The 19,838-nt window shown below is 71.2% G+C and carries 11 protein-coding genes; 7 read left to right on the forward strand and 4 right to left on the reverse strand.

The window, feature by feature from the left end:
- Window positions 1-176 precede the first annotated feature (176 nt).
- On the forward strand, window positions 177-869 hold the full coding sequence (locus GTY96_RS09920; protein ID WP_143900779.1) for a DUF1361 domain-containing protein: 693 nt from the start codon (window positions 177-179) through the stop codon (window positions 867-869).
- Between the two features lie 636 nt (window positions 870-1,505).
- Window positions 1,506-4,853, forward strand: a complete 3,348-nt coding sequence (locus GTY96_RS09925; RefSeq protein WP_161664580.1) for an Ig-like domain-containing protein — start codon at window positions 1,506-1,508, stop codon at window positions 4,851-4,853.
- Window positions 4,854-4,935: 82 nt separating this feature from the next.
- On the opposite strand, the gene GTY96_RS09930 is transcribed toward GTY96_RS09925, so the two are convergent.
- Window positions 4,936-5,649 carry a DUF4476 domain-containing protein gene (locus GTY96_RS09930; RefSeq protein ID WP_161664581.1) on the reverse strand — a complete coding sequence of 238 codons (714 nt, stop codon included), beginning with the start codon at window positions 5,647-5,649 and terminating at the stop codon, window positions 4,936-4,938.
- Window positions 5,650-6,629: 980 nt separating this feature from the next.
- Here GTY96_RS09930 and GTY96_RS09935 point away from each other — a divergent pair.
- Window positions 6,630-8,219, forward strand: coding sequence for an MBL fold metallo-hydrolase (locus GTY96_RS09935; RefSeq protein ID WP_161664582.1), 1,590 nt, complete (start codon window positions 6,630-6,632; stop codon window positions 8,217-8,219).
- 37 nt (window positions 8,220-8,256) lie between these two features.
- Here the strand turns inward: GTY96_RS09935 and GTY96_RS09940 are convergent, their stop codons facing one another.
- Window positions 8,257-10,662, reverse strand: a complete 2,406-nt coding sequence (locus tag GTY96_RS09940; RefSeq protein WP_161664583.1) for a M20/M25/M40 family metallo-hydrolase — start codon at window positions 10,660-10,662, stop codon at window positions 8,257-8,259.
- 247 nt (window positions 10,663-10,909) lie between these two features.
- On the reverse strand, window positions 10,910-12,586 hold the full coding sequence (locus GTY96_RS09945; protein WP_161664584.1) for a S53 family peptidase: 1,677 nt from the start codon (window positions 12,584-12,586) through the stop codon (window positions 10,910-10,912).
- 92 nt (window positions 12,587-12,678) lie between these two features.
- Here GTY96_RS09945 and GTY96_RS09950 point away from each other — a divergent pair, with 92 nt between their 5' ends.
- Genes GTY96_RS09950 through GTY96_RS09965 form a run of 4 tightly spaced genes read left to right on the forward strand, consistent with a single transcriptional unit; the run spans window position 12,679 to window position 19,377 of the window.
- On the forward strand, window positions 12,679-14,859 hold the full coding sequence (locus GTY96_RS09950) for a TOMM precursor leader peptide-binding protein (protein WP_143900791.1): 2,181 nt from the start codon (window positions 12,679-12,681) through the stop codon (window positions 14,857-14,859).
- Window positions 14,860-14,867: 8 nt separating this feature from the next.
- Window positions 14,868-16,820, forward strand: coding sequence for a radical SAM protein (locus GTY96_RS09955; RefSeq protein ID WP_161664585.1), 1,953 nt, complete (start codon window positions 14,868-14,870; stop codon window positions 16,818-16,820).
- 3 nt (window positions 16,821-16,823) lie between these two features.
- On the forward strand, window positions 16,824-17,981 hold the full coding sequence (locus GTY96_RS09960; protein WP_161664586.1) for an amidohydrolase family protein: 1,158 nt from the start codon (window positions 16,824-16,826) through the stop codon (window positions 17,979-17,981).
- A gap of 10 nt (window positions 17,982-17,991) precedes the next feature.
- Window positions 17,992-19,377: a SagB family peptide dehydrogenase gene (locus GTY96_RS09965; RefSeq protein ID WP_161664587.1), complete on the forward strand. Its 1,386-nt coding sequence runs from the start codon at window positions 17,992-17,994 to the stop codon at window positions 19,375-19,377.
- A 41-nt stretch (window positions 19,378-19,418) separates the two neighbouring features.
- Here the strand turns inward: GTY96_RS09965 and GTY96_RS09970 are convergent, their stop codons facing one another.
- Window positions 19,419-19,838, reverse strand: coding sequence for a BMA_0021/BMA_0022 family TOMM bacteriocin (locus tag GTY96_RS09970; protein ID WP_143900799.1), 420 nt, complete (start codon window positions 19,836-19,838; stop codon window positions 19,419-19,421).

Below are 19,838 nucleotides of genomic sequence, written 5' to 3' on the forward strand. Positions count from 1 at the left end.
GCGGTGCATCTCGAACCCGCTCGCGAGGGTCGCGTCGCCAGCAGGTTGGCCCGCGGATTGCTCCAGGTCGGCCTCTCGGATGGCTCCGGCGACGGACCTCCGGGTCAACGCCCTGCCTGGGGCCGCCCACCGTGGCCATTCCGCCACGGCGCGCGGCTCGCTCGCCACACGCCACCATGCCTCGACCCCACCCCACCCTCCTCTCCGTCCTGCACCGCCACGGGCTGCTGCCCGCGACCCTGTGCAGCGTCCTCGCCGTGGGCCTGCTGGCCTTTCGACTCGAATGGAGCGAGCGCGCCAGCTTCGCCTTCCTGACGTGGAACCTGTTCCTGGCGTGGGCGCCCTACTCCCTGGCCTTGCTCGCACGGGTGCTCATGGTGCGAGGCCTCGGGCGGACCTGGCTCCTGGCACCGCTGGCCCTCGCCTGGCTCGCGCTCTTTCCCAACGCGCCCTACCTCGTCACCGACTTCATCCACCTGCACCCACGCCCCGTGGTGCCGCTCTGGTTCGACGCGGCCCTTCTGGCGCTGTTCGCCGCCACCGGGTGGTTGCTCGGCCTGCTGTCGCTGGAGATCTGGAAGCAGTGGCTGGAGGCGCGGTGGGGCCGGACGGCGGCGTGGGGCTTCGTTGGCGTCACCTCGCTCCTGTGTGGCTACGGCATCTACCTGGGCCGGGTGGAGCGCTGGAACAGTTGGGACGTGCTGACGGATCCGGGACGCCTCTTGGCCACCATCGCCTCCCACGCGAGCGCCCCCCTGTCCCATCCCTATCTTCCGAGCATCACCGTCTTCTTCGCCCTGCTGATCCCCCTGTCCTACGCAGGCTACGAGGCGCTCACCTCCCGCCTGTTCTCTTCATCCACTCGCTGAAGCGGCGTGTCATCCGCCGGAGGAACTCCTGGGCCGGCGTCCATGGCACCTGTTCGTCGCGCCCCTCCAAAAAACAATCACATCCAAATGGTCTCATGATTTCATCACGGGCCGCTTTTCAGGCACTCCCCGCGAACAGCCCTGGTAAAGCCAGCGCACTCAACGTCTGGCATTCACCGACCCCGGCGCCAGAGGGCTCCGGGGTCCCTCGCGGGATGTCCTCTGATCATGCCTCGCCCCTCCGCCGCCTTGTCGCGGTCACTCCTCGGAGTGCTCGTCGCCGTGACACTGCTCTCCTGTCTGTCCTCTTCCACGCCAGAGAAGGATCCGCCAGAGGTGGCGCCATCATCGCCTCTCACGACCCAGGCTCCCTTTGATGTCTCCGCGGTCATGCGACAGGTCCACTTCGCCTTCCGGCCCGACGGACAGGCGTGGAGCGGGGGCCACTCCACCTACGCTGTGACGGCAGGACCCGAGGGGCTGACACTGTCGCCCTTCATGTCCCCTGGCGCGGTGCCCCCCGCGCAGCGCGCCCCTGCGCAGAGAGCGAACACGAAGGGTGCGCCGCTCAGGCTGGGCGCCATGCGCTGGCATCGTGGAGTCCAGGGCGCCGCGCAGAGGGCGGAGCCGGGACGATTGGAGCGAACCGGAGACCTCACCCTGGTTCGGGACGGCGTCGTCGAGCACCTGCGCAACACGGAGGACGGCCTTCAGCAGGAATGGGTCTTCTCCTCGGCGCCCACGGGCGCGGGGGAGCTGGTGCTGACGCTGCCCGCGAAGGGGTTGACCTATGTCGGAGCCACGGAGAAGGGCCTCCACTTCAAGGATGAGCAAACAGGGCTGGGGGTTCGCTACGGCCATGCGGCCTGGGTAGAGGCTTCCGGCCGAAGCACGCCGCTCCAGGCGCGGTACGTCGCGGGAACCCTCCAGCTCCGCGTACCCACGGAAGTGGTGTCCTCGTCCGTGTTCCCCGCCACCGTGGCGCCCGTCATCTCTCCGGAGTTCGGCATGGATCAGCCCGTGCCAGGGCCGCAGACCTCACTCCATGAAAAGCCGGCCGTGGCGTCGAATGGCGCTGACTCCCTCGTCGTTTGGGAGGACTACCGAGAGAGCATCATGCAGGTCTACGGGACCCGCGTGTCGAACTCCGGGGCGGTGCTGGACTCCTGGGGCCTCGACATCTCTCGCGGCACCAGCTCCGTCTCCGATGTCTCCGTGGCCTCCAACGGTACGGACTACCTGGTCGCCTGGATTGACCGCACCGGGACCACCACTCGCGCCATGGCCGCACGGGTGACCGGAGGAGGAGGGCTGCCAGACACCGCGCCGTTCATCCTCACCCAGCAGCACTCGTACTCCCCAGCCGTGGCGTCCAATGGGACGGCCTACTTCGTCACGTGGATTGGCACCAACGGGGTGTTCGGTTCACGGGTGACAAGCGCGGGTGGCGTCGAGGATCCGATGGGGATCGCCATCTCCACGTCGGCGGGCGCGAAGAGCCGGCCCGCCGCGGCCTCCAACGGCACGGACTATTTCGTGGTCTGGGAGGATGAGCGCAACGACGGGGTGGGCGACATCTTCGGGGCACGGATCTCCGGCCTGGGCGCCGTGCTGGACGCGCAAGGAGTCGCGCTGGCCACGGGGACGCATTCACAGCGGACGCCCTCGGTGGCCTCCAATGGCAGTGACTACCTCGTTGCCTGGAAGGACACGGTCAATGACGAGTCGGACATCTTCGGGACGCGGGTGACAAGCACGGGTGCGGTGCTGGACGGCCCCGGGTTCGCGATCTCCACCGCCGAAAAGATGCAGGCCAATCCATCCGTTGCTTCAAACGGGGAGGACTATTTCGTCGTCTGGACGGACAATCGCTCGGGCTACAACGGCCTCCGTGGGACACGCGTCACGAATGCGGGGACCGTGGTCGATGTGGCCGGACAGGCCCTCTCCCCGAGCGGCGACTCTCCGGCGGTGGCCTTCAACGGGACGGACTACTTCATCGCCTGGGAGAGCGGTTGGGACGCCTTCGGGATGAGGGTGACGCAAGCAGGCGCCATCCTCGATTCAACGGGGATCATCCTCGCCATGGCGGCCAGCACACAGACCGCACCCGTGGTGGCATCGAATGGCACGGACTTCCTTGTCGTCTGGTACGACCGGCGCAATCTCGGGGAGAGCATCGTCGGCGTGCGGGTCGACCCCCGGGGCGAGGTCCTGGATCCGTCGGGACTCGAGATCGCCTTGGGAATGGCCGAAGGGATGGCCTACTACCACCCCACGGTGGCGTCCAATGGGACCGACTACCTGGTTGGATGGGTGGGCTTTGACTATCCACAGGGTCGGATTCTCGGTACACGGATTACCCGCACAGGCGAGGTGGTGAATCCACGGGGCCGTCCCCTCTCCCCCGCGCCCCTTGGGGACGCCACCTCCCCCAAGCTGGCCTCCAATGGCACGGACTACCTCCTCGTCTTCGAGGCGTCCGAGGAGCAGTGGACCCCCCGATTCCTCGCGGGAGTGCGGGTCTCTGGAGCAGGCGAAGCCCTGGATGCCTCGGCATTCCTCATCACCCCCTCCCTCGGTGAATACGACACCCATGCCGTGGCGTCCAACGGCAAGGACTATCTCGTCGCCTGGTCGGCGACCGGCAGCAGTGATTGGGACATCCATGCCTCGCGGGTGACGAGCACGGGTGCGGTGCTGGACCCCGAGGGACTGGTCATCTCCGCGGAGCGATACAACCAGCGATTCCCTTCGGTGGCTTCGAATGGAACGGACTACCTGGTCGCATGGGCAGGCTTCAGCGGGAGGAACATTCCCCATATCTATGGAGCCCGGGTGACGAGCGCAGGGGCGCGGCTCGACCCATCGGGGTTCGTCATCGCCACGGAGCGCTACCAGCGCTACCCCTCGGTGGCCTCGATGGGAACGGAATACCTGGTCACATGGCAGGACAGCGTGGTGAGCAGCCCTGACTCCAATGTCTACGGGGCGCGGGTCACGAGCGCGGGCATCGTTCGTGAGCCTCAGGGGTTTGTCATCGCGGGGAGCACTGACAACGAAGAGACGCCCGCGGTGGTGTTTCTGGGATCCGGCAGGACGGCCCTCGTCGCCTACTCGCACGACGACAGGACCGCGCCCTACTGGGGCTACCGGATCCGAGGACGGCTCGTGACCTTCAATGACAACCGTCCGCCCGCGGCCGTGGGACAGTCCGTGTCCACGCCAGTGGATACCCCCCTGGCCCTGACGCTCCAGGGCACGGATCCGGATGGACAGAGCGTGACCTATCAACTCTTGACGCCGCCCCAGCACGGCACGCTGACTGGCTTTGGAGTCAACCCGACCTATCAGCCCGCGGCCCGCTACTCCGGCCCGGACAGCTTCTCCTTCCGTGTGTCGGATGGAGAGTTCTTCTCCGCCGTCGCCACCGTCTCCATCCAGGTGACGAACATCCAGCATCCGCCGTCCGCGCCCGTGCTCATCTCGCCGGAGGCGGACGCCCACCTGACAGGAGGGCTCGTCACGTTCCGGTGGGGCGCTTCCACGAATGTCGATGGTGATGCCCTCGCCTACGACCTGGAGATCCTCCAGGAGGGCACCCGCCTTCGCCTGTACAGGACGACGGAGACGACCAGGACCCTGGCCGTGAACGAGGCGCTCGCCGTGGGGAGCTACTCCTGGCGCGTGAGCGCCGTGGGTCCCCAAGGTGCCTCCAGCGCCCCATCCCCCGAGCGAGGCTTCTCCGTCGTCGACGAGGCCCCTCAGGATGGCGGCAGCGGCACGGATGGCGGTGAGCCCGACGGTGGGTCCGACGCAGGGTCCGTGGACGCGGGCGTTCCGGATGCCGGCGCTCCCGTGGATGAGACGCCCGAGCCAGCGTCGGGCTGCGGTTGCAACCCCGTCGCCGGTTCGACGCCCACGGCGCCCCTCTTCCTGGCGGCGCTCGGGGCGTGGGTGCGGTGGTCCCGCCGCCGCCGCTGAAGCAGTGAACGCGTCGCCCCCCCTGCCTCGTTCACACGGGCAGGGGGGCGGGAAGGTTCGGAGGGCGCTGGAGCGCTCCCGTCTACTGCTCCGTGATGAGGTCGGTGTACTCGCTGCCGCTGATGGAGTTCCTCCACTTGGACGAGAAGCCCAGCGCGTGCTGCGGATCCACCACGTGGGGCGCGGCCATCTTCGCCACGTCCAGGCGGGTGATTTCATTGCGGAACAGATCCAACACCAGGCCGAACTGCGCCGCGGTCAGGTAGACCCGCCGGAGCATCTTGCCCGCCTTCTCCTCCCGGACGATCTCGTTGTTCTCGCTCTTGAGCGACTGGTAGAAGCCGCGCCAGGTGCTGGCGTCCATCGGGAACTGTCCGTCCCGCCGCATGTTGCAGCCTTCGTCCGAAGGCGTGCCACAGTCGCGGTACGAAGGCTCGGCGTGGACCTCGCGCCCCCCCATCCGCTCCCCGTGGTCACGTCCCGAGTGCGTCGTCGTCCGCGTCTCCGTCGTCGTCCGCGTCTCCGTCATCGTCCCGCCCGTCACCTTCACGTCCATCCGGGTGCCGCCGCCGCGCACCTTCACGGTGGCCCCCTCCTCGCCGTCCATGCCCGACGCCCTGACCTTCACGGAGGCCCCCTCCTCGCCGTCCATGCCCGACGCCCGGATGTTGATGCGCGCCGAAGGCATGTCCTGATCATCGACGTCCACCTGCATGTTCACCTCCGCCCCCTGGGCGAAGGAGAGGGACGAGAACAGCAGGGATGAGGCAAGCGCTGCGCGAACCATCGGGTGCATCGAAGCTCCTGGAGTCAAAGCGGATGAGGGGACGCCTGAAGGGCGTCACTGCCGCCGTCGCCCTCTCCACGGCCCCACGGTACATTTATTCAACGGAAGTGGACGGTTTAGATGCGACAAGCCCGCGAGGGGGGGCACGGACCGGGGGGACCGATGCCCGCGGCGGCCAGGGTCCTCCCCCAGCCTGCGTCGTTTCGCTCCAGGCGGGCATCGCGGGGCCCCACGTCCAATCCCTTGCGTCCCCCGGTGCCCCAGGAATAACAAACGTTTGTTTTCACCAGAGCCATGGCGCGCATCCATGTCCTCAGTGTCTCTCCCCCGGCCGAGGACACCGGAGACAGGGGGGAGCGATGTCATGAACGCTGGGAAGCGGGTGTGCTTCGGGTTGGTGGTGATGGGCTCCTCATTGGCACCGGGCGCGCGGGCGCGGCGGAGCTGGGGGGCCCGGTCCCTCGCGGGAGTCCTCCAGTGGGCCTTCCCGCTCACCGGGCCGAATGAGGAGTTCGGAAAGGTCGTCAGCGCCCGGGATGGAGGGACGCCGTGGCTCGACACTCCGGGCGCTGGCGCTCGCCCACGATGATGCCCAGGGCCGAAGCTCCCCGGGGGTCGACGCTGCGCTGGCGAGCCGCCGCTCCGCCTGGACACCCAGCGAGGGCGAGGGTGGCAGAAGGCACGCGAAAACGAGAATATGCAGCCTTGCTGGTGATTATGCCGAGGACGCCACAATCCATGAACCATTGACTTCAGTGCCATCAGCCATGGAGCGGCTCCTCCGGCAGGGCTTCAACACCGCCCAGCCGGAGGATGAAGAAAGACCGGCCATCCCAGAACGTCAGCACCTTGAAGTCAGCGCGGGATTCATCAAAATGGGCGCGATGCGCATGCTTCCGGAGTTCCCCGGATGCCTGCCTGCCTCCATCGGCAGCCCCATTTCCTCCGCCCGGGTCGAACCTCTCCGGGCACCCCTCGCGAGACCCTCCATGCTCGACCGCCCGATGTACCTGAAGCCCGATGTCGCCATCGAGCCGCTGTTCAACCAGTGGTACGTCTGGTGGTACCTCATCTCCCCCGCCACCGCGCCGCTGTTCGTGTCCCGACTGCACCTGAAGCTGATGCAGTCGTTCGTCGCGAACCCGGACGTGCACGTCGCCGCGCTCCAGAACCCGGCGCTGATGGGTGGCCCCTTCATCAACCACCCCGTCTCGCGCGTGGGCGACGTGAAGGCGCTCCTCGACCGCACCACCCGCGACCACGCGGACATGCTGGCCTACACCAAGGCCGTATCGGACCTGGAGCAGCTGCTCGCCAGCTCCAAGGGTGAGTCGCTGGAGCCGCTGTACGCCAAGGTGCCGGACCTGCTCCGCGGCTACGTGGAGCTCAACTACGACCTCGCCCACCGAGCCAACGCCCGCATCATGGAGCCGCTGCTCTACCGCAGCAGCCTCTACAAGGAGTCGTCGCAGAGCATCTCGCTGATGCGCGTCTCCGGGGACGCGCGCAAGTACGTCTTCAGCACGCCTCGCCTGGAGGGCGACTCGCCCCTGTGGCTCCAGGTGCCCTTCCGGCACGAAGGCATCGACGCCCTCTTCCGCATGCGCCACACCCCGGGCAGCCCCGGGCGGGTCGCGGAGATGCTCGGGGTGCCCTCGTCGGCCGCGGAGGCCTTCGCGGACCTCTTCACGGAGACGGCGCCGCGCAAGCCAGAGCCGTACACCGGCCCGGGCGTGCGCGTGCGCTACTTCGGCCACGCGTGCGTGCTGATGGAGACGCGCGAGGTTTCCGTCCTCACCGACCCCGTCATCAGCTACGAGTTCCCCACGGAGCAGGGGCGCTTCACGCACGCGGACCTGCCGGAGAAGATCGACTACGTCCTCATCACCCACGGTCACGCAGACCACCTGATGATGGAGACGCTGCTGCAGCTTCGCCACCGCATCGGCACCATCGTCGTGCCCCGCGCGAACGCGTACTCGCTGGCGGATCCGTCGCTGCGGCTGGTGTTGGAGCAGACGGGCTTCCGCAACGTGGTGGAGATCGACGACCTTCAGGAGATCCGCATCCCCGGCGGTTCGCTGATGGGCATCCCCTTCATTGGTGAGCACAGCGACCTGGCCGTGCAGGCGAAGACGGCGCACCTGGTGCGTCTGGCCGGCCGGTCCCTGCTGATGGCCGCGGACTCCAACGCGCTGGAGCCGCGCCTGTACCAGCACCTCACGCAGTTGGTGGGCCCGCTGGATGCGCTCTACCTGGGCATGGAGTGCGAGGGCGGCCCGATGAGCTGGATGTACGGCCCGCTGCTCAGCCAGCCGCTGCCGCGCAAGATGGACCAGTCGCGGCGGCTCAACGGCTCCGACAGCGCCCGCGCCACGGAGATCCTCAACCACCTCAAGCCGAACGAGGTGTTCATCTACGCCATGGGCCAGGAGCCCTGGCTGCGCCACGTCATGGTGCTCCAGTACGACGAGACCGCGCCCCAGATGATCGAATCGAACAAGTTCATCGACGTCTGCCGCGCCCGGAACATCCACGCGGAGCGCCCCTTCCTCCGCATGGAGCGCATCCTGGAGTGACGTGGAGGTGTGACGCCCGGCGGATGACGCCGGGCCGTCAGGGGGTCGGGCCAGGAGCCACCGGGGTGGCCGCGGCCTCCAGCCGCAGCGTCCGCGTCACCCGCATCCCCTCATCCAGGCCCTCTCCGAAGGGCACGGACATGCTGGCCTCCGGCCGCGCGGGCAGCCCCCGCGTCACCGACGGAGGCACCGCGTAGGTGTGCTCCCCCACCCTCACGGTGGGATTGCCGCCCGCCGTCAGCTCCAGCTCCAGGTCGAAGCCCCCGGCGGGCGGAACCCAGTAGCGGAGGAGGACGCCCTGGGCCGCGTTGCGCGTTCGCAGCGCCTCGCCCGTGGCCTGCTGACCCGCTAGCCGCGCGGACACGACCGCATCCCCCGGCAGCACCTGCACGTCCACGAAGGCCGCGTCCGGATGGGCGGCGGTAATGCGGAGCGACACCTTCCGGCGCCCTCCTTCCAGGGGCTCCACCCGCGAGTCGACCGTGGGGCCCCGAGGCGCGTCCTCCAGCGCGGGCGCGGGCGCGGGCGCGGTCCAGAACGGCCCCTTCACCTCCGGCAACGCGTCCACGGCTTCATGCGCCGGGCCGCTTCCAAGGTACGCCCGCGTCCAGTCGTTGAGCACGGCATCCGAAGTCACCCAGCGCGCGGTCCGCGTGTCCGCGTCCACCAGGTACAGCAGGCCCGTGGGGCGCGGGTGCTCCGCGTCGAAGCGCTGGCCGACGGCCAGCGACCCCAGCAGCCCCAGGCCCACCAGCGCCGCGCCCCCCGACGCCCACGGCAATCCCCTGCCCCACAGCCAGACCCAGCCGGGCGCCAGCAGCGAGATGCCGAGCACCAACAGGTCGGAGGGCACCGCGGCCCGCTCCAGCGGGAGCACCGTGAAGAAGGTGGCGAGCACGGACGGCAGCAACAGCAGGAGCGGCAGCGCCGCCAATCCCCACAGCGGCACATGCCACGGGGTGAGCGGCTCCGGCCCACGGCCTCCCAGCCACAGCAGCAGCAGGACCATGCCCGCGAGCGGCCAGAGGAACAGCCCGCTCGCGCCCGGCAGCGCGATGCTCACGAGGACGCAGATCACCGCCCACGGCACGCAGCCGCCCGCGGCCACCTCCAGGACCGGCGCCCGCCGCCGGATGAACAGCACGACGCCCATCACCGCCATCACCAACAGCACCACCGCCAGGACGAACCGCGCGTTGTCCTGCGTCTCCGAACGGTTGACCGCGCGGAACGCCGGCTGGAGCGCGCGCAGCAGGGGCCACGCGAGCCGCGCGAGGCTGCTGGCCAGGAAGCCCACGAACACGAGCAGCAGCGCCTCCCGCACCACGGCCCACAGGCGCAGCTGCTTGCGCTGACGGGCCCGGATGACCGCGAACACGAACAGCAGTCCCCAGAACGCCGCCAGGGGGACGGCCCACGCTCTCGGGTAGTGGACGCGCACCGGTCCGGCATTGAAGTAGATGAGCTCTTCGCCCTCCGGAACGGACGCCTCGCGGGAGATGCGCCGGGTGAGCGCGAGCAGCGTGTCGCCCTGCTGCTGGAGGAGCCCGTCGGACACCGCGTCCACGGTCTCCCGCCGCGTGTGATAGGCCTGCGTCCCCTCCACGTTGGCGAAGTTCAGCCCCTGCCAGCCTCCCTGTCTCAGCGCCGTGAAGTCCGTGGCGTTGTGCATGCGCTGGTAGACCGCCGTGAAGAGCGAACCGGCGCCGACGTCCGGGGCCTCCTCGGCGAGCCTGCGCACGAGCCAGCCACCGCCCGGAGAGACCTCGAACATCAGGAGCGGCCCCGCGTCGCCGCGCGCATCCACGTTGAGGACCACGCCCGTCTCGCGGGCCCAGGGGTGGGAGGCCGCGAAGGCGGTGCTGCCCAGCAGGTGCTGCTCCTCCGCGTCCGTGAAGAGGACCACCACGTCGCCAGCGAGCGCGGGCCCCTGCTGGAGCGCCCGCGCCACCTCCAGGATGGACGCGACGGCGGCCCCGTTGTCGGACGCCCCCGGGCCCGTGGGCACGGAGTCGTAATGGGCCACGACCATCACGGTCGTGCCCTTCGCCCCCTCCTTCGCCCGCAGCCGCCCCACGACGTTCTCCACGGTCGCGGCGGGCCGGGGCACGCCCTGCGCGGGTGCGAAGACGGGCTCGCGCTGGAGCTGGACCTCCGCGCCTGCGTCCCGCAGGCGGGCTTGCAGATAGTCCCGCACCTCCGCGTGGCGCGGCGTTCCAATGGCGTGGGGGCCGGCGCCAATGAAGCGCAGGTGCTCCCGGGCGCGTGCGGCGGAGAAGCGCTCCGCCGGAGCGGTGGCGGTCAGCGGCTCCGGCAGCGGGCTTCCGCGAAGGACGAGCAGGAGCACGCCCAGGCCCAGCACCGCGGTCCCAAGCCGCGCCACCCAAGCCGCGCGGTGAGAGGCACTTCGTTCCAGGGCCGCGGTCGCGGCGGTGTCGCTCATGGTTCAGTCCTTCAGGCGCCATCCCTTCAGCAGGGGGCGCGGGTGTTCGCGGATCACCGCCGGGGTCCCCGCCGCGCCAACGCACGCACCACCGGGGGCACCGCTCCCAGCGGACCGAAGGACCGCGGAGTCCCCGACGGAGGGGGGCCATCACGCGGCCACTCTACGTCACCCCGGATTCCGCGGACACGCCACTGTCACGCGACGGGGGCCGGGCGGCGCGGGCCCCGGCGGGTGCTCGAAGTCTTCAGTGCTTGCGGCGCTGGAGCTTGCGCAGCCCCTTGAGCAGCGCCTCTCCATCCGGCGAGCCCAGGCCGGTGCACGCGTTCCACAGCGCGTCCTCGCGGGCGAAGTACGCGCCGTTGCCGCCGTGGGTGATGCGGCGGACGACGGGCTCGCCCTCCGCGACGAGCGCGTACAGCCGGGGATGGAGGAAACCCACGCGCTGGCCCAGGGACTCGTTGAGGAGGACGACGAGCGAGGCCCACATGGGCGCGGCGGCGCTGGTGCCCGCGGCGACGCCCTTCTGCCCCTTGAAGTAGATTTGGTAACCGGTGTGGAGGTCGGCGTTGGCCGCGACGTCCGGCACGCCTCGGCCCGACGTGGACGAAACGAACTCGAACACCCCGCTCGTCCATGACGTCATCACCTGGTGCGGCACGTTCATCCCGCGCTGGTAGGGAGGCAGCGCGTTCATGGCGCTGACCCCGCCGCTGCTCGCGCCCGCGGACGCGGAGGCCCCCAGCGCGCCCATCGACATGACCTCCCCCAGCCGGTTCCACACCCGCTCGTGGAGGATGGCGTCCCCGGCGGCCTGAAGCGTCGTGCCGCCGCAGCCCAGCACCAGCGCGCTCGCGGCCGGGTAGCTCGTCGCGGCCAGGGTGATGGCCCGCGTGGGAGAGCCGCCCGGCACGGGCACCTGCGAGCCCAGGTCCCCGGAGGCCGCGCACACGGTGATGCCCAGCAGCGCCGCCTCGCGGAAGAGCCGCTCGAAGGCCGCTTCATCGCCCTGCTGGATGAGCGAGCCTTCGTAGAAGGACCAGCTGGTGGTGAGCACCGACGGCAGGTTCTCCCGGTCGCTGATCGCCATGGCCAGGACGCGGTGGTAGTCGGTCAGCGAGTAGTCCTTCGAGCCCGCGTTGTAGACGACCACGCGCGCCTTCGGACACAGCGCGGACACCAGCTCCACGTCCAGGGTGACTTCCGCGTTGGAGGCCGTGCTCAAGGTCGGCTTGTTGGGCCCCACCGTCACCGGGGGCTCGCGCTCCACACCCATCCACGCGAGGTACGCGTCCAGGTCTTCGGGGCGATATCCGCCCGTCAGCTCGATGACGCCCACGCACTGGCCAGCGCCCTGCGTCGCGGGATAGCGGTACATGCGCGCCACGTCCGGCGGTGGGTAGGAGCGCAGACCGGCCTGCGCCGCCGCCTCCACCGGCACGGGCAGCGCCGACATGCTGTGCGTGACGAGCGGACGCGTGTCCAGGCCGAACACCCACTCCACCACGCCGTGCAAGGAGCGCGGGAGCTCGACGGGCTTCGTGTGGCTCAGGTAGGACGCGTCGCCGTGCCGGTAGCGCCACAGGTCCACGCCGAAGGCCTTCCGGACCGCGGCCGCGTCCCCCTCGAGGCGCACGAGGCATCGGTCGCGCTGGACGGACGCGACGCGCAGGGCGTGGGACTTCGCGAAGCGCTGGAGGGTGGCCAGGTCCTTCGAGGACATGCCGTACTTCGCCTCGAACTCCTCGTGGGTGAGCGCGCGGCGCGGAGGATCCACGCACAGCTGCTCCACCGTGGGCAGGGGCGAGCCGTGGCGCACCACCAGCGTCACCTCCACGAGGCCGGTGGCACCGCGGCGCCGGAGCGGCGGGTGCATGGACTCCGGAGACACACGCGCGCTCGTCGACAGGGAGATGCGGGCCATGCGCGGCGTTCTACCACGCGCGTCCGTGCCCCCTTCGCGGCGGCCGATCATATCCACCGGCACGGGGCCCGGGTAGGCTCGCCCGCCTGCCCATGGACCGAGTCCTCCGCCTCAAGCCCCACCTGCGTGCCGAGGTGATCGACTCGCGGCGCGTCTTCCTCGTCGGGGAGCGCGCCCAGTTCCTGCTGGAGGGCGAGCTGCACGCGAGCATCGTGCCCCTGCTGGATGGCCAGCGCTCCGTGGCGCAGGTCATCTCCACCCTGGTGGGACGGGCCTCCGCCCCGGAGGTGCTCTACGCGCTGTCGCTCCTGGAGGAGCGCGGACACGTGGAGGAGGCGCACGACGTCTTCGACGCCGGGGTCGCCGGCTTCTGGGAGTCCCTGGGCCTGGACGCGGCGGTCGCGGCCGGGCGGCTCCTGGACACGGCCGTCGCGGTGCGCGCCGTGGAAGGCGAGGACGGAGCGCGGCTGGAGGATGCGCTCGCGGACGCGGGCCTGGACGTGCGCGAGGACGCGGACCGCCACGTGCTGCTGGTGGACGACTACCTGTCACCCGAGGCGGAGGTGCTCGCCCGCGAGGCCCGGCACGCGGGCGCCGCGTTCCTGCCCGTGAAGGTGTCCGGCACGGCGTGCCATGCGGGGCCCGTCGTCGGGCCTGGGGATGGCGCCTGCTGGGCGTGCCTCACCGCGCGGCTGCTGGACAACCGCCCCATCGAGAAATACCTCGCGCGGCGCGGGAGCCCGGCCCGCCCGCCCCGCACGGGCCTGCCCACCACCGCGCAGGCGGGACTGTCTTTCGCCGCGACGCTCGTGGCCCGCTGGGTGGTGAGCGGGACGACCGGCGTGGACTTCTCGCGGCTGTGGACGCTCGACTTCTCCACCTGGAAGCTGGAGCCGCACGCGGTGAGTCGGCGCCCGCAGTGCCCGGAGTGCGGCGACCCGGCCTGGCTGGACGCGCGCGCGAAGCAGCCGCTGGTGCTGGCCTCGCGCCCCAAGCGCTTCACGGACGACGGCGGCCACCGCATCCTCACGCCCGAGGAGACCTGGGAGCGGCACCGTCACCTGATCAGCCCCGTGACAGGCGTGGTGAGCGACCTGCGCGCGGTGCCGGGCGACGCGCCCCTGGGCCACATCCAGTCCGCCGTCTTCCGCGTGTGCCCGTGGACGGACGCGCCCGCCTCCGACGACTTCCACCGCGTGGCCAGCGGCAAGGGCCGCACGGAGGCCCAGGCCCGCGCGGGCGCGCTGTGCGAGGCCCTGGAGCGCCACAGCGCCGTGTTCCAGGGCGACGAGCCCCGCGTCCACGCCACCGCCTCCTCCCTGGGCCCGCGCGCCGTGCACCCGGACGCGCTCCAGCACTTCAGCCCCGCGCAGCTCCAGGCCCGGACCGAAGGCGGCGCGCGCCGCGACGCGCGCACGGCGGTGCCCCAGCCCTACGCGGATCAACCCATGGACTGGAGCCCCGCGTGGTCGCTCACGCATGGCGAGCGCAAGTACGTGCCCACGTCGTTCGCGTACCTCTTCGCGCCCGCGCCCCCGGGCGGCCCGTTCTGCCTCTTCAACTCCAACGGGAACGCCGCGGGCAACTGCGTGGAGGAGGCCATCCTCCAGGGCTTCCTGGAGCTGGTGGAGCGCGATGCGGTGGCGCTCTGGTGGTACAACCGCCTGCGCCGCCCCCGGGTGGACCTGCACGGCTTCGGCGATCCGTGGTTCACCTCCGTGGAGGCGCACTACCAATCGCTGGGCCTGCGCTCATGGGTGCTCGACCTCACGCACGACCTGGGCATCCCGGTGTTCGTCGCGCTCGTCTGGTCGCCGGAGCGCGGCCGGGCCTGGGCCGGGTGCGGCAGTCACTTCGACGCGAAGCTCGCCGTGCAGCGCGCGCTCACGGAGGTGGCCCAGTGCTACGACCCGAAGGACACGTCCCCGTCGCCCTGGGACACCGGCGCGCACGAGGACCCCTCCTGGCTCTTCCCGGAGGAGACGGCCGCCGCGCGAGGCGCCGCGGACTTCCCGCGCGTGTGGCACGGCGACCTGCGGGACGACGTGGCCGAGTGCGTGGCGCGGGCCGCGCGCGTGGGCCTGGAAACGCTGGTGGTGGAACAATCCCGGCCGGACGTAGGCGTCTCGGCGGTGAAGGTCGTCGTCCCGGGCCTGCGGCACTTCTGGCCCCGGCTGGGTCCCGGGCGGCTGTATGACGTCCCCGTGCGGATGGGGTGGCTCTCGGCCCCGCTGACCGAAGCGCAGCTCAACCCCGTGCCGTTCTCTTTCTGAACCGGTCCATGGCCCCGTCCTCCCCCGTCCAGCCGCGCGTCCTGCTCGTCCAGTGTGGACCGGACCGGCGCCACGTGGACCGCGAGACGGAGGACTTCGATCCCGAGCGCGGACTCGTGAAGCGCGCGACCATGACGCCGCTGGCCTGCGCGACGCTCGCGGCGCTCACGCCCGCCCCCTTCAGCGTGGACATCTGGGACGAGGAGCTGCACGGGCAGATCCGCGCGGACACGGTGCTCCCCGACTACGACATCGTCGGCGTGTCGGTGATGTACTCCGCGCTCACGTACCAGGCGCGCTTCCTGGGCGGCTTCTTCCGCGACCAGGGCGCCACCGTGGTCGCGGGCGGCCCCGCCGTCTCCGCGGCGCCGGAGGACTACCGGGGCTTCTTCGACGCCCTCTTCGTCAACGAAGCCGAGCGGACCTGGCCGCGCTTCCTCGCCGACTACCTCCAGGGCGAGTACGCGCCCGAGTACCGGCAGATCGACAAGCCGGCGATGAGCGAGAGCCCCATGCCGCGCTGGGACGCCGTCGCGGCGGACTTCCCGCGCTACGCCTGGGGCTCCGTGCAGACCACGCGGGGCTGTCCGTTCGACTGCGCGTTCTGCGACGTCATCTACCTCTACGGCCGCAAGCAGCGGCACAAGCCCGTGGACCGGGTGCTGGAGGAGGTGCGCGGCCACGCGGCGCTGGGGGCGGAGGGCGTCTTCTTCGCGGACGACGAGTTCATCGGCGACGCGGCGTACGCGAAGGAGGTGCTCGCGGGGCTGGTGCCGCTCAACCGCGCCCTGCCCCGCCCGCTGCGCTTCTTCACCCAGGTGACGATGAACCTGAGCCGCGACGCCGCGCTGCTGGAAGGGATGGCGGACGCCAACTTCTACACCGTCGTGCTGGGCATCGAGTCCTTCGACCCCGCCGCGCTCAAGGAAGCGCAGAAGCATCAGAACGTGCGCGCGGACCTGATGGGCGACCTGCTGCGCATTCAAGCCCACGGCATCGGGCCCCGGGGCAGCTTCATCGTCGGGTTCGACCACGACACGCCGGCCGTCTTCGACTCGCTGCACGCCAACATCCAGCGCGCCCACCTGCCGTGGGTGGTGGTCGCGCCCCTCCAGGCTCCGCGCGGCACGAAGCTGTGGACGCGGCTGCGCGCGGAGGGCCGCCTCGCCACGCCCCGCAAGGCGCACGCGAAGGATCGAGGGGCCATCGTGCTCAACGTGATGCCCCTGGGCATGACGCGGCCCCAGCTGCTCGAGGGCTTCCGCGACCTGGTGGAGCGGCTGTCCACGTGGGACGCGGCCTGTGAGCGCATCCGGGCGTTCATCGCCGGCATCGAGCGCCCACCGCGCGTGCGGGAGCCCGAGTGGCCGGAGCCCGTCACCGACCGCTTCCTGCGCGAGGCCACCGCCTCGTGGGCCCTGACGCCCGGGGAGCGGACGGCCATCGGCGACACGCTCTCGGGCATCCGCCGCGCCGCGCCCGCGATGCTGCCGCGCGCGGTGTTCTTCCTCGCGCGCAACCAGAACGAGCGCCGCCGGCACGAACGCCTCTTCACGGACTTCGACGCCGTGCTGGCCCTGGAGCGCCAGGGCGACCTCGTCCCGGACACGCAGCCCGTGTACGTGCCGGCCCCCTTCGCCACCGCGCTGCGCGACGTGTTCCCGGACCTCTACGTGCGCCTGAGCCGCGACCTGCCCGACCGCCGCGACGTCCCCGAGGCCTCGCGAGACGTCCTGGTGGACTTCGTCGCCCGCTGGGGCGAGGGCTTCCAGGCGCTCCAGCCGCAGCACCACGAGTTCCTGCGCGAGCTGTGCGACCGCGCCGTGGAGGCCCGCGGAGGACACCCGGGCGCCCTGGAGTCCGGGGAGGAGCAGGCCCTGCGCACCCAGGCGCGCCGCACCGGCCTGCTGGAAGCGCTGCTCAAGGACGTGCGCGACGAGCTCGCGAGCTGGGGACCCTGACGCATGCGCGACGGCCTTCGCATCTTCGACGCGGACCGGCACGTCCTGGAGCCCCTGGGCCTCTGGGCGGAACAGCTGGAGCCCGCGCTGCGCAAGCACGCGCCCCGGCCCGGACGCCTCCCGGACGAACCCCTCCAGGCGCGGCTGGCGCGGCTGGGCGCCCTGGGCCTGGTGCCCGTGCAGCCGCTCCCGGAGGTCCACGGCAAGCCGCTGTGGAACCACATGCCGGAGCGCGCGTGGGTGGAGTTCTCCGCGCGCGCGTACGCGCAGCTGGGCCGCAACGAGCTGCTCCAGCGGCCCGACGTGTACCTGGCCCAGATGGACCGCGACGGCGTGGACATGGCGGCCCTCTTCCCCACCCAGGCCCTGCTGCTGGAGGGCTTCTGGCCCCTGAAGCCGTCCGTGGCCACCGCGTTCGCGTCCGTCTACAACACCTGGCTGCACGGCTTCTGCGCGCACCAGCCGGAGCGCCTGCGGGGCGTGGGGCTCATCAGCCGGCACGAACCGGAGGCCATGGTGGCGGAGGCGCGCCGGGTGGCGGGCTTCGGCTGGCGCGCGGTGATGGTGCGCCCCAACCCCATCGGCGGCCGGCTCCTGTCCGACGCCGCCTACGAGCCCTTCTGGGCGGAGTGCGAGGCCCGCTCCCTCGCCGTCGTGCTGCACGGCAGCGGCCATGTCTACGTGCCCTCCGCGGGCGCGGACCGCTTCGACACCCGCTTCGCCAACCACGCCTGCGCCCACCCCATGGAGCTGATGATGGGGCTGCTCGCGCTCCTCCAGGGGGGCGTGCTGGAGCGCCACCCCGCGCTGCGCATCGGCGCGATGGAGGCCGGCTGCGGCTGGCTGCCGTACTGGGCCTGGCGTCTGGACGAGGAGTACCGGGCGGTGGGCGCGGAGGTCGCCGCCACCGTCCGGCAGCCGCCATCCGCCTACCTGCGCCGCCACTGCTTCGTCTCCGTGGAGCCGGATGAACCCTACCTGCCTGACGTGGTGCGGCACCTCCCCGAGGAGCGGCTGCTCTTCGGAAGCGACTTCCCGCATCTGGACCACGGAGAGGATGTGCTGGGTTCCCTGCTGTCATTGCGTGACGCAATGACCGAAAGTCGTCTACGAAAGGTTCTCTGGGAAAACCCGACCCGGTTCTACGGTGTGGAACCGTGAGGCCGCTCGCATGAGATTGTCGCTCGCCGAAGGCGTGGCGCTGCGTTGCCCCGACGCGGAGGACGCGCGCGTGGAGGGCCCTGGCCGCTCGCTGCGGCTGGGCCCGCTGGCCCCGGGTGTGCGCGCCGTCTTCGAGTCGCTCGCGGACGGGGGCATCCACGAGTCGGAGGTGCCGGCCACCGCGGGCTCGGACACGACGCTCGCGTGGTACTGGCTGGACCTGGCCAGCGACGGCGGCCTCCTGTCGTGGACGGTGGAGGAGCGGGGCAACCTGTTGCTGACGTTGACGCCGGCCTCCGCGTCCTTCCTGCGCCACCGCGCGACCTTCGACGCGACGGTGCCGCTGCAGCTGTCGCGCTTCGCGCACACGCGCATGGCGGAGGGCCGCGCGGTGCTGGACTGCCCCACCGTGCACGCGACCGCGGCGGTGCATGACCGGCGCGTGGTGTCGCTGCTGTTCGACATGGCCCGCCCCACGCTGCTGGCGCGGCTCAACCAGTTCAACACCGGCATCGAGTCCTTCACGCTCCGGGAGCTGGTGCGGCTGCTGGCGGAGACGGGCATCCTGGTGCCGGACGGCCTGGACGTGCCGGCGTCGGAGGAGACGCTCACCGCCCTGCGCCAGTGGGAGCCGCACGACCTGCTCTTCCACCTGCGCTCGCGGGGCTGGGGCCACCAGACGCGCGCGGGGGCCACCTACCGCTTCCGGGGCGAGCTGCCCAACCCGCCCGCCCTCAAGCCGCCGGTGACCCAGGAGGCGGTGGAGCTGTACCGCCCGGACGTGGAGGCCTTGCGCGCCGGGGACCGCACCTTCACCGAGGTGCTGGAGGCCCGCCGCAGCCTGAGGGGCCGGGGCGCGTCCCCGCTCACGGTGCGCCAGCTGGGGGAGCTGCTCTTCCGCGCCGCGCGCGTGCGCGACGTGCGCACCACGCAGGACGGAGAGGTGACGGACCGGCCCTACCCGGGCGCGGGCGCGGTGTACGCGCTGGAGCTGTACCCGCTCGTCGGCGAGTGCCAGGGGCTGGCACCGGGCGCCTACCACTACGATCCGCTGGGCCACCGGCTGGAGCGGCTGTGCGGCCCCACGCCGGAGTTCCACGCGCTGCTGGACGAGGCCCGCGCGCCGGTGGAGCCCTTCGAGCGGCCGGAGGTGCTGATGGTGGTGGCCGCGCGCGTGCCCCGGCTCGCCTGGAAGTACGAGACGCTGGCGTACGCCCTGGTGCTGCAGGACACCGGAGCGCTGGTGCAGACGCTCTACCTGGTGTCCACCGCGCTGGGCCTGAGGCCCTACGCGCTGGGGCGCAGCGACCCGGACTTCTTCCAGCGCGTGGCGGGCGTGGACGGCTTCGGGGAGGCCTCCGTGGGCGCCTTCGCGGTGTCGGGGGGAGACCCGTAGGCCTCATCCCCCGGCCCCCACCGGGCCTCACGGGAAGGCGGTCAGCAGCAGGGGCTGCCGCAGCAGTGCGAACGGTTGTACGTGTCCGTGAGGCTGGAGAGGGCGACGGCGTGGTCCGCCACGTTGGCCGGCTTCTTGGGCAGGGGCAGCTCCACCTCCGCGCTGTGAAGCAGCCAGTCGGAGGCCTTGGCCGTGTCCTGCGCGGTGGCGGGGACGACCTTCAGGTGGATGCCCGCGGGCAGCTCGAAGTCGAAGCGCTGCTTGAGGGCGTGGCGCGGGTCCTCCTGGAGGGCCTTCTCGAACGCGGGCTCCTTCCACGCGAGCGCGACGGCGCGCATCCACACGGCCTGCCAGTCATTCACCGTGGCCTGGGCCCCCGCCTTGCGCGGGAGCTTGCGCGCCACGGGACGGGCCCTGGCCGGCGCGGGCACGGCCTTCGACTCCGGCTTCTTCTTGCTCAT

This window comes from Corallococcus silvisoli, from assembly GCF_009909145.1.
GTDB classification, from domain to species: Bacteria; Myxococcota; Myxococcia; order Myxococcales; family Myxococcaceae; genus Corallococcus; species Corallococcus silvisoli.

Coding starts and splice junctions, on each gene's coding strand:
- GTY96_RS09940 (WP_161664583.1), bottom strand. CDS start 10,662: ATGAGCGACACCGCCGCGACCGCGGCCCTGGAACGAAGTGCCTCTCAC.
- GTY96_RS09970 (WP_143900799.1), bottom strand. CDS start 19,838: ATGAGCAAGAAGAAGCCGGAGTCGAAGGCCGTGCCCGCGCCGGCCAGG.
- GTY96_RS09965 (WP_161664587.1), top strand. CDS start 17,992: ATGAGATTGTCGCTCGCCGAAGGCGTGGCGCTGCGTTGCCCCGACGCG.
- GTY96_RS09960 (WP_161664586.1), top strand. CDS start 16,824: ATGCGCGACGGCCTTCGCATCTTCGACGCGGACCGGCACGTCCTGGAG.
- GTY96_RS09920 (WP_143900779.1), top strand. CDS start 177: ATGCCTCGACCCCACCCCACCCTCCTCTCCGTCCTGCACCGCCACGGG.
- GTY96_RS09955 (WP_161664585.1), top strand. CDS start 14,868: ATGGCCCCGTCCTCCCCCGTCCAGCCGCGCGTCCTGCTCGTCCAGTGT.
- GTY96_RS09935 (WP_161664582.1), top strand. CDS start 6,630: ATGCTCGACCGCCCGATGTACCTGAAGCCCGATGTCGCCATCGAGCCG.
- GTY96_RS09930 (WP_161664581.1), bottom strand. CDS start 5,649: ATGCACCCGATGGTTCGCGCAGCGCTTGCCTCATCCCTGCTGTTCTCG.
- GTY96_RS09945 (WP_161664584.1), bottom strand. CDS start 12,586: ATGGCCCGCATCTCCCTGTCGACGAGCGCGCGTGTGTCTCCGGAGTCC.
- GTY96_RS09950 (WP_143900791.1), top strand. CDS start 12,679: ATGGACCGAGTCCTCCGCCTCAAGCCCCACCTGCGTGCCGAGGTGATC.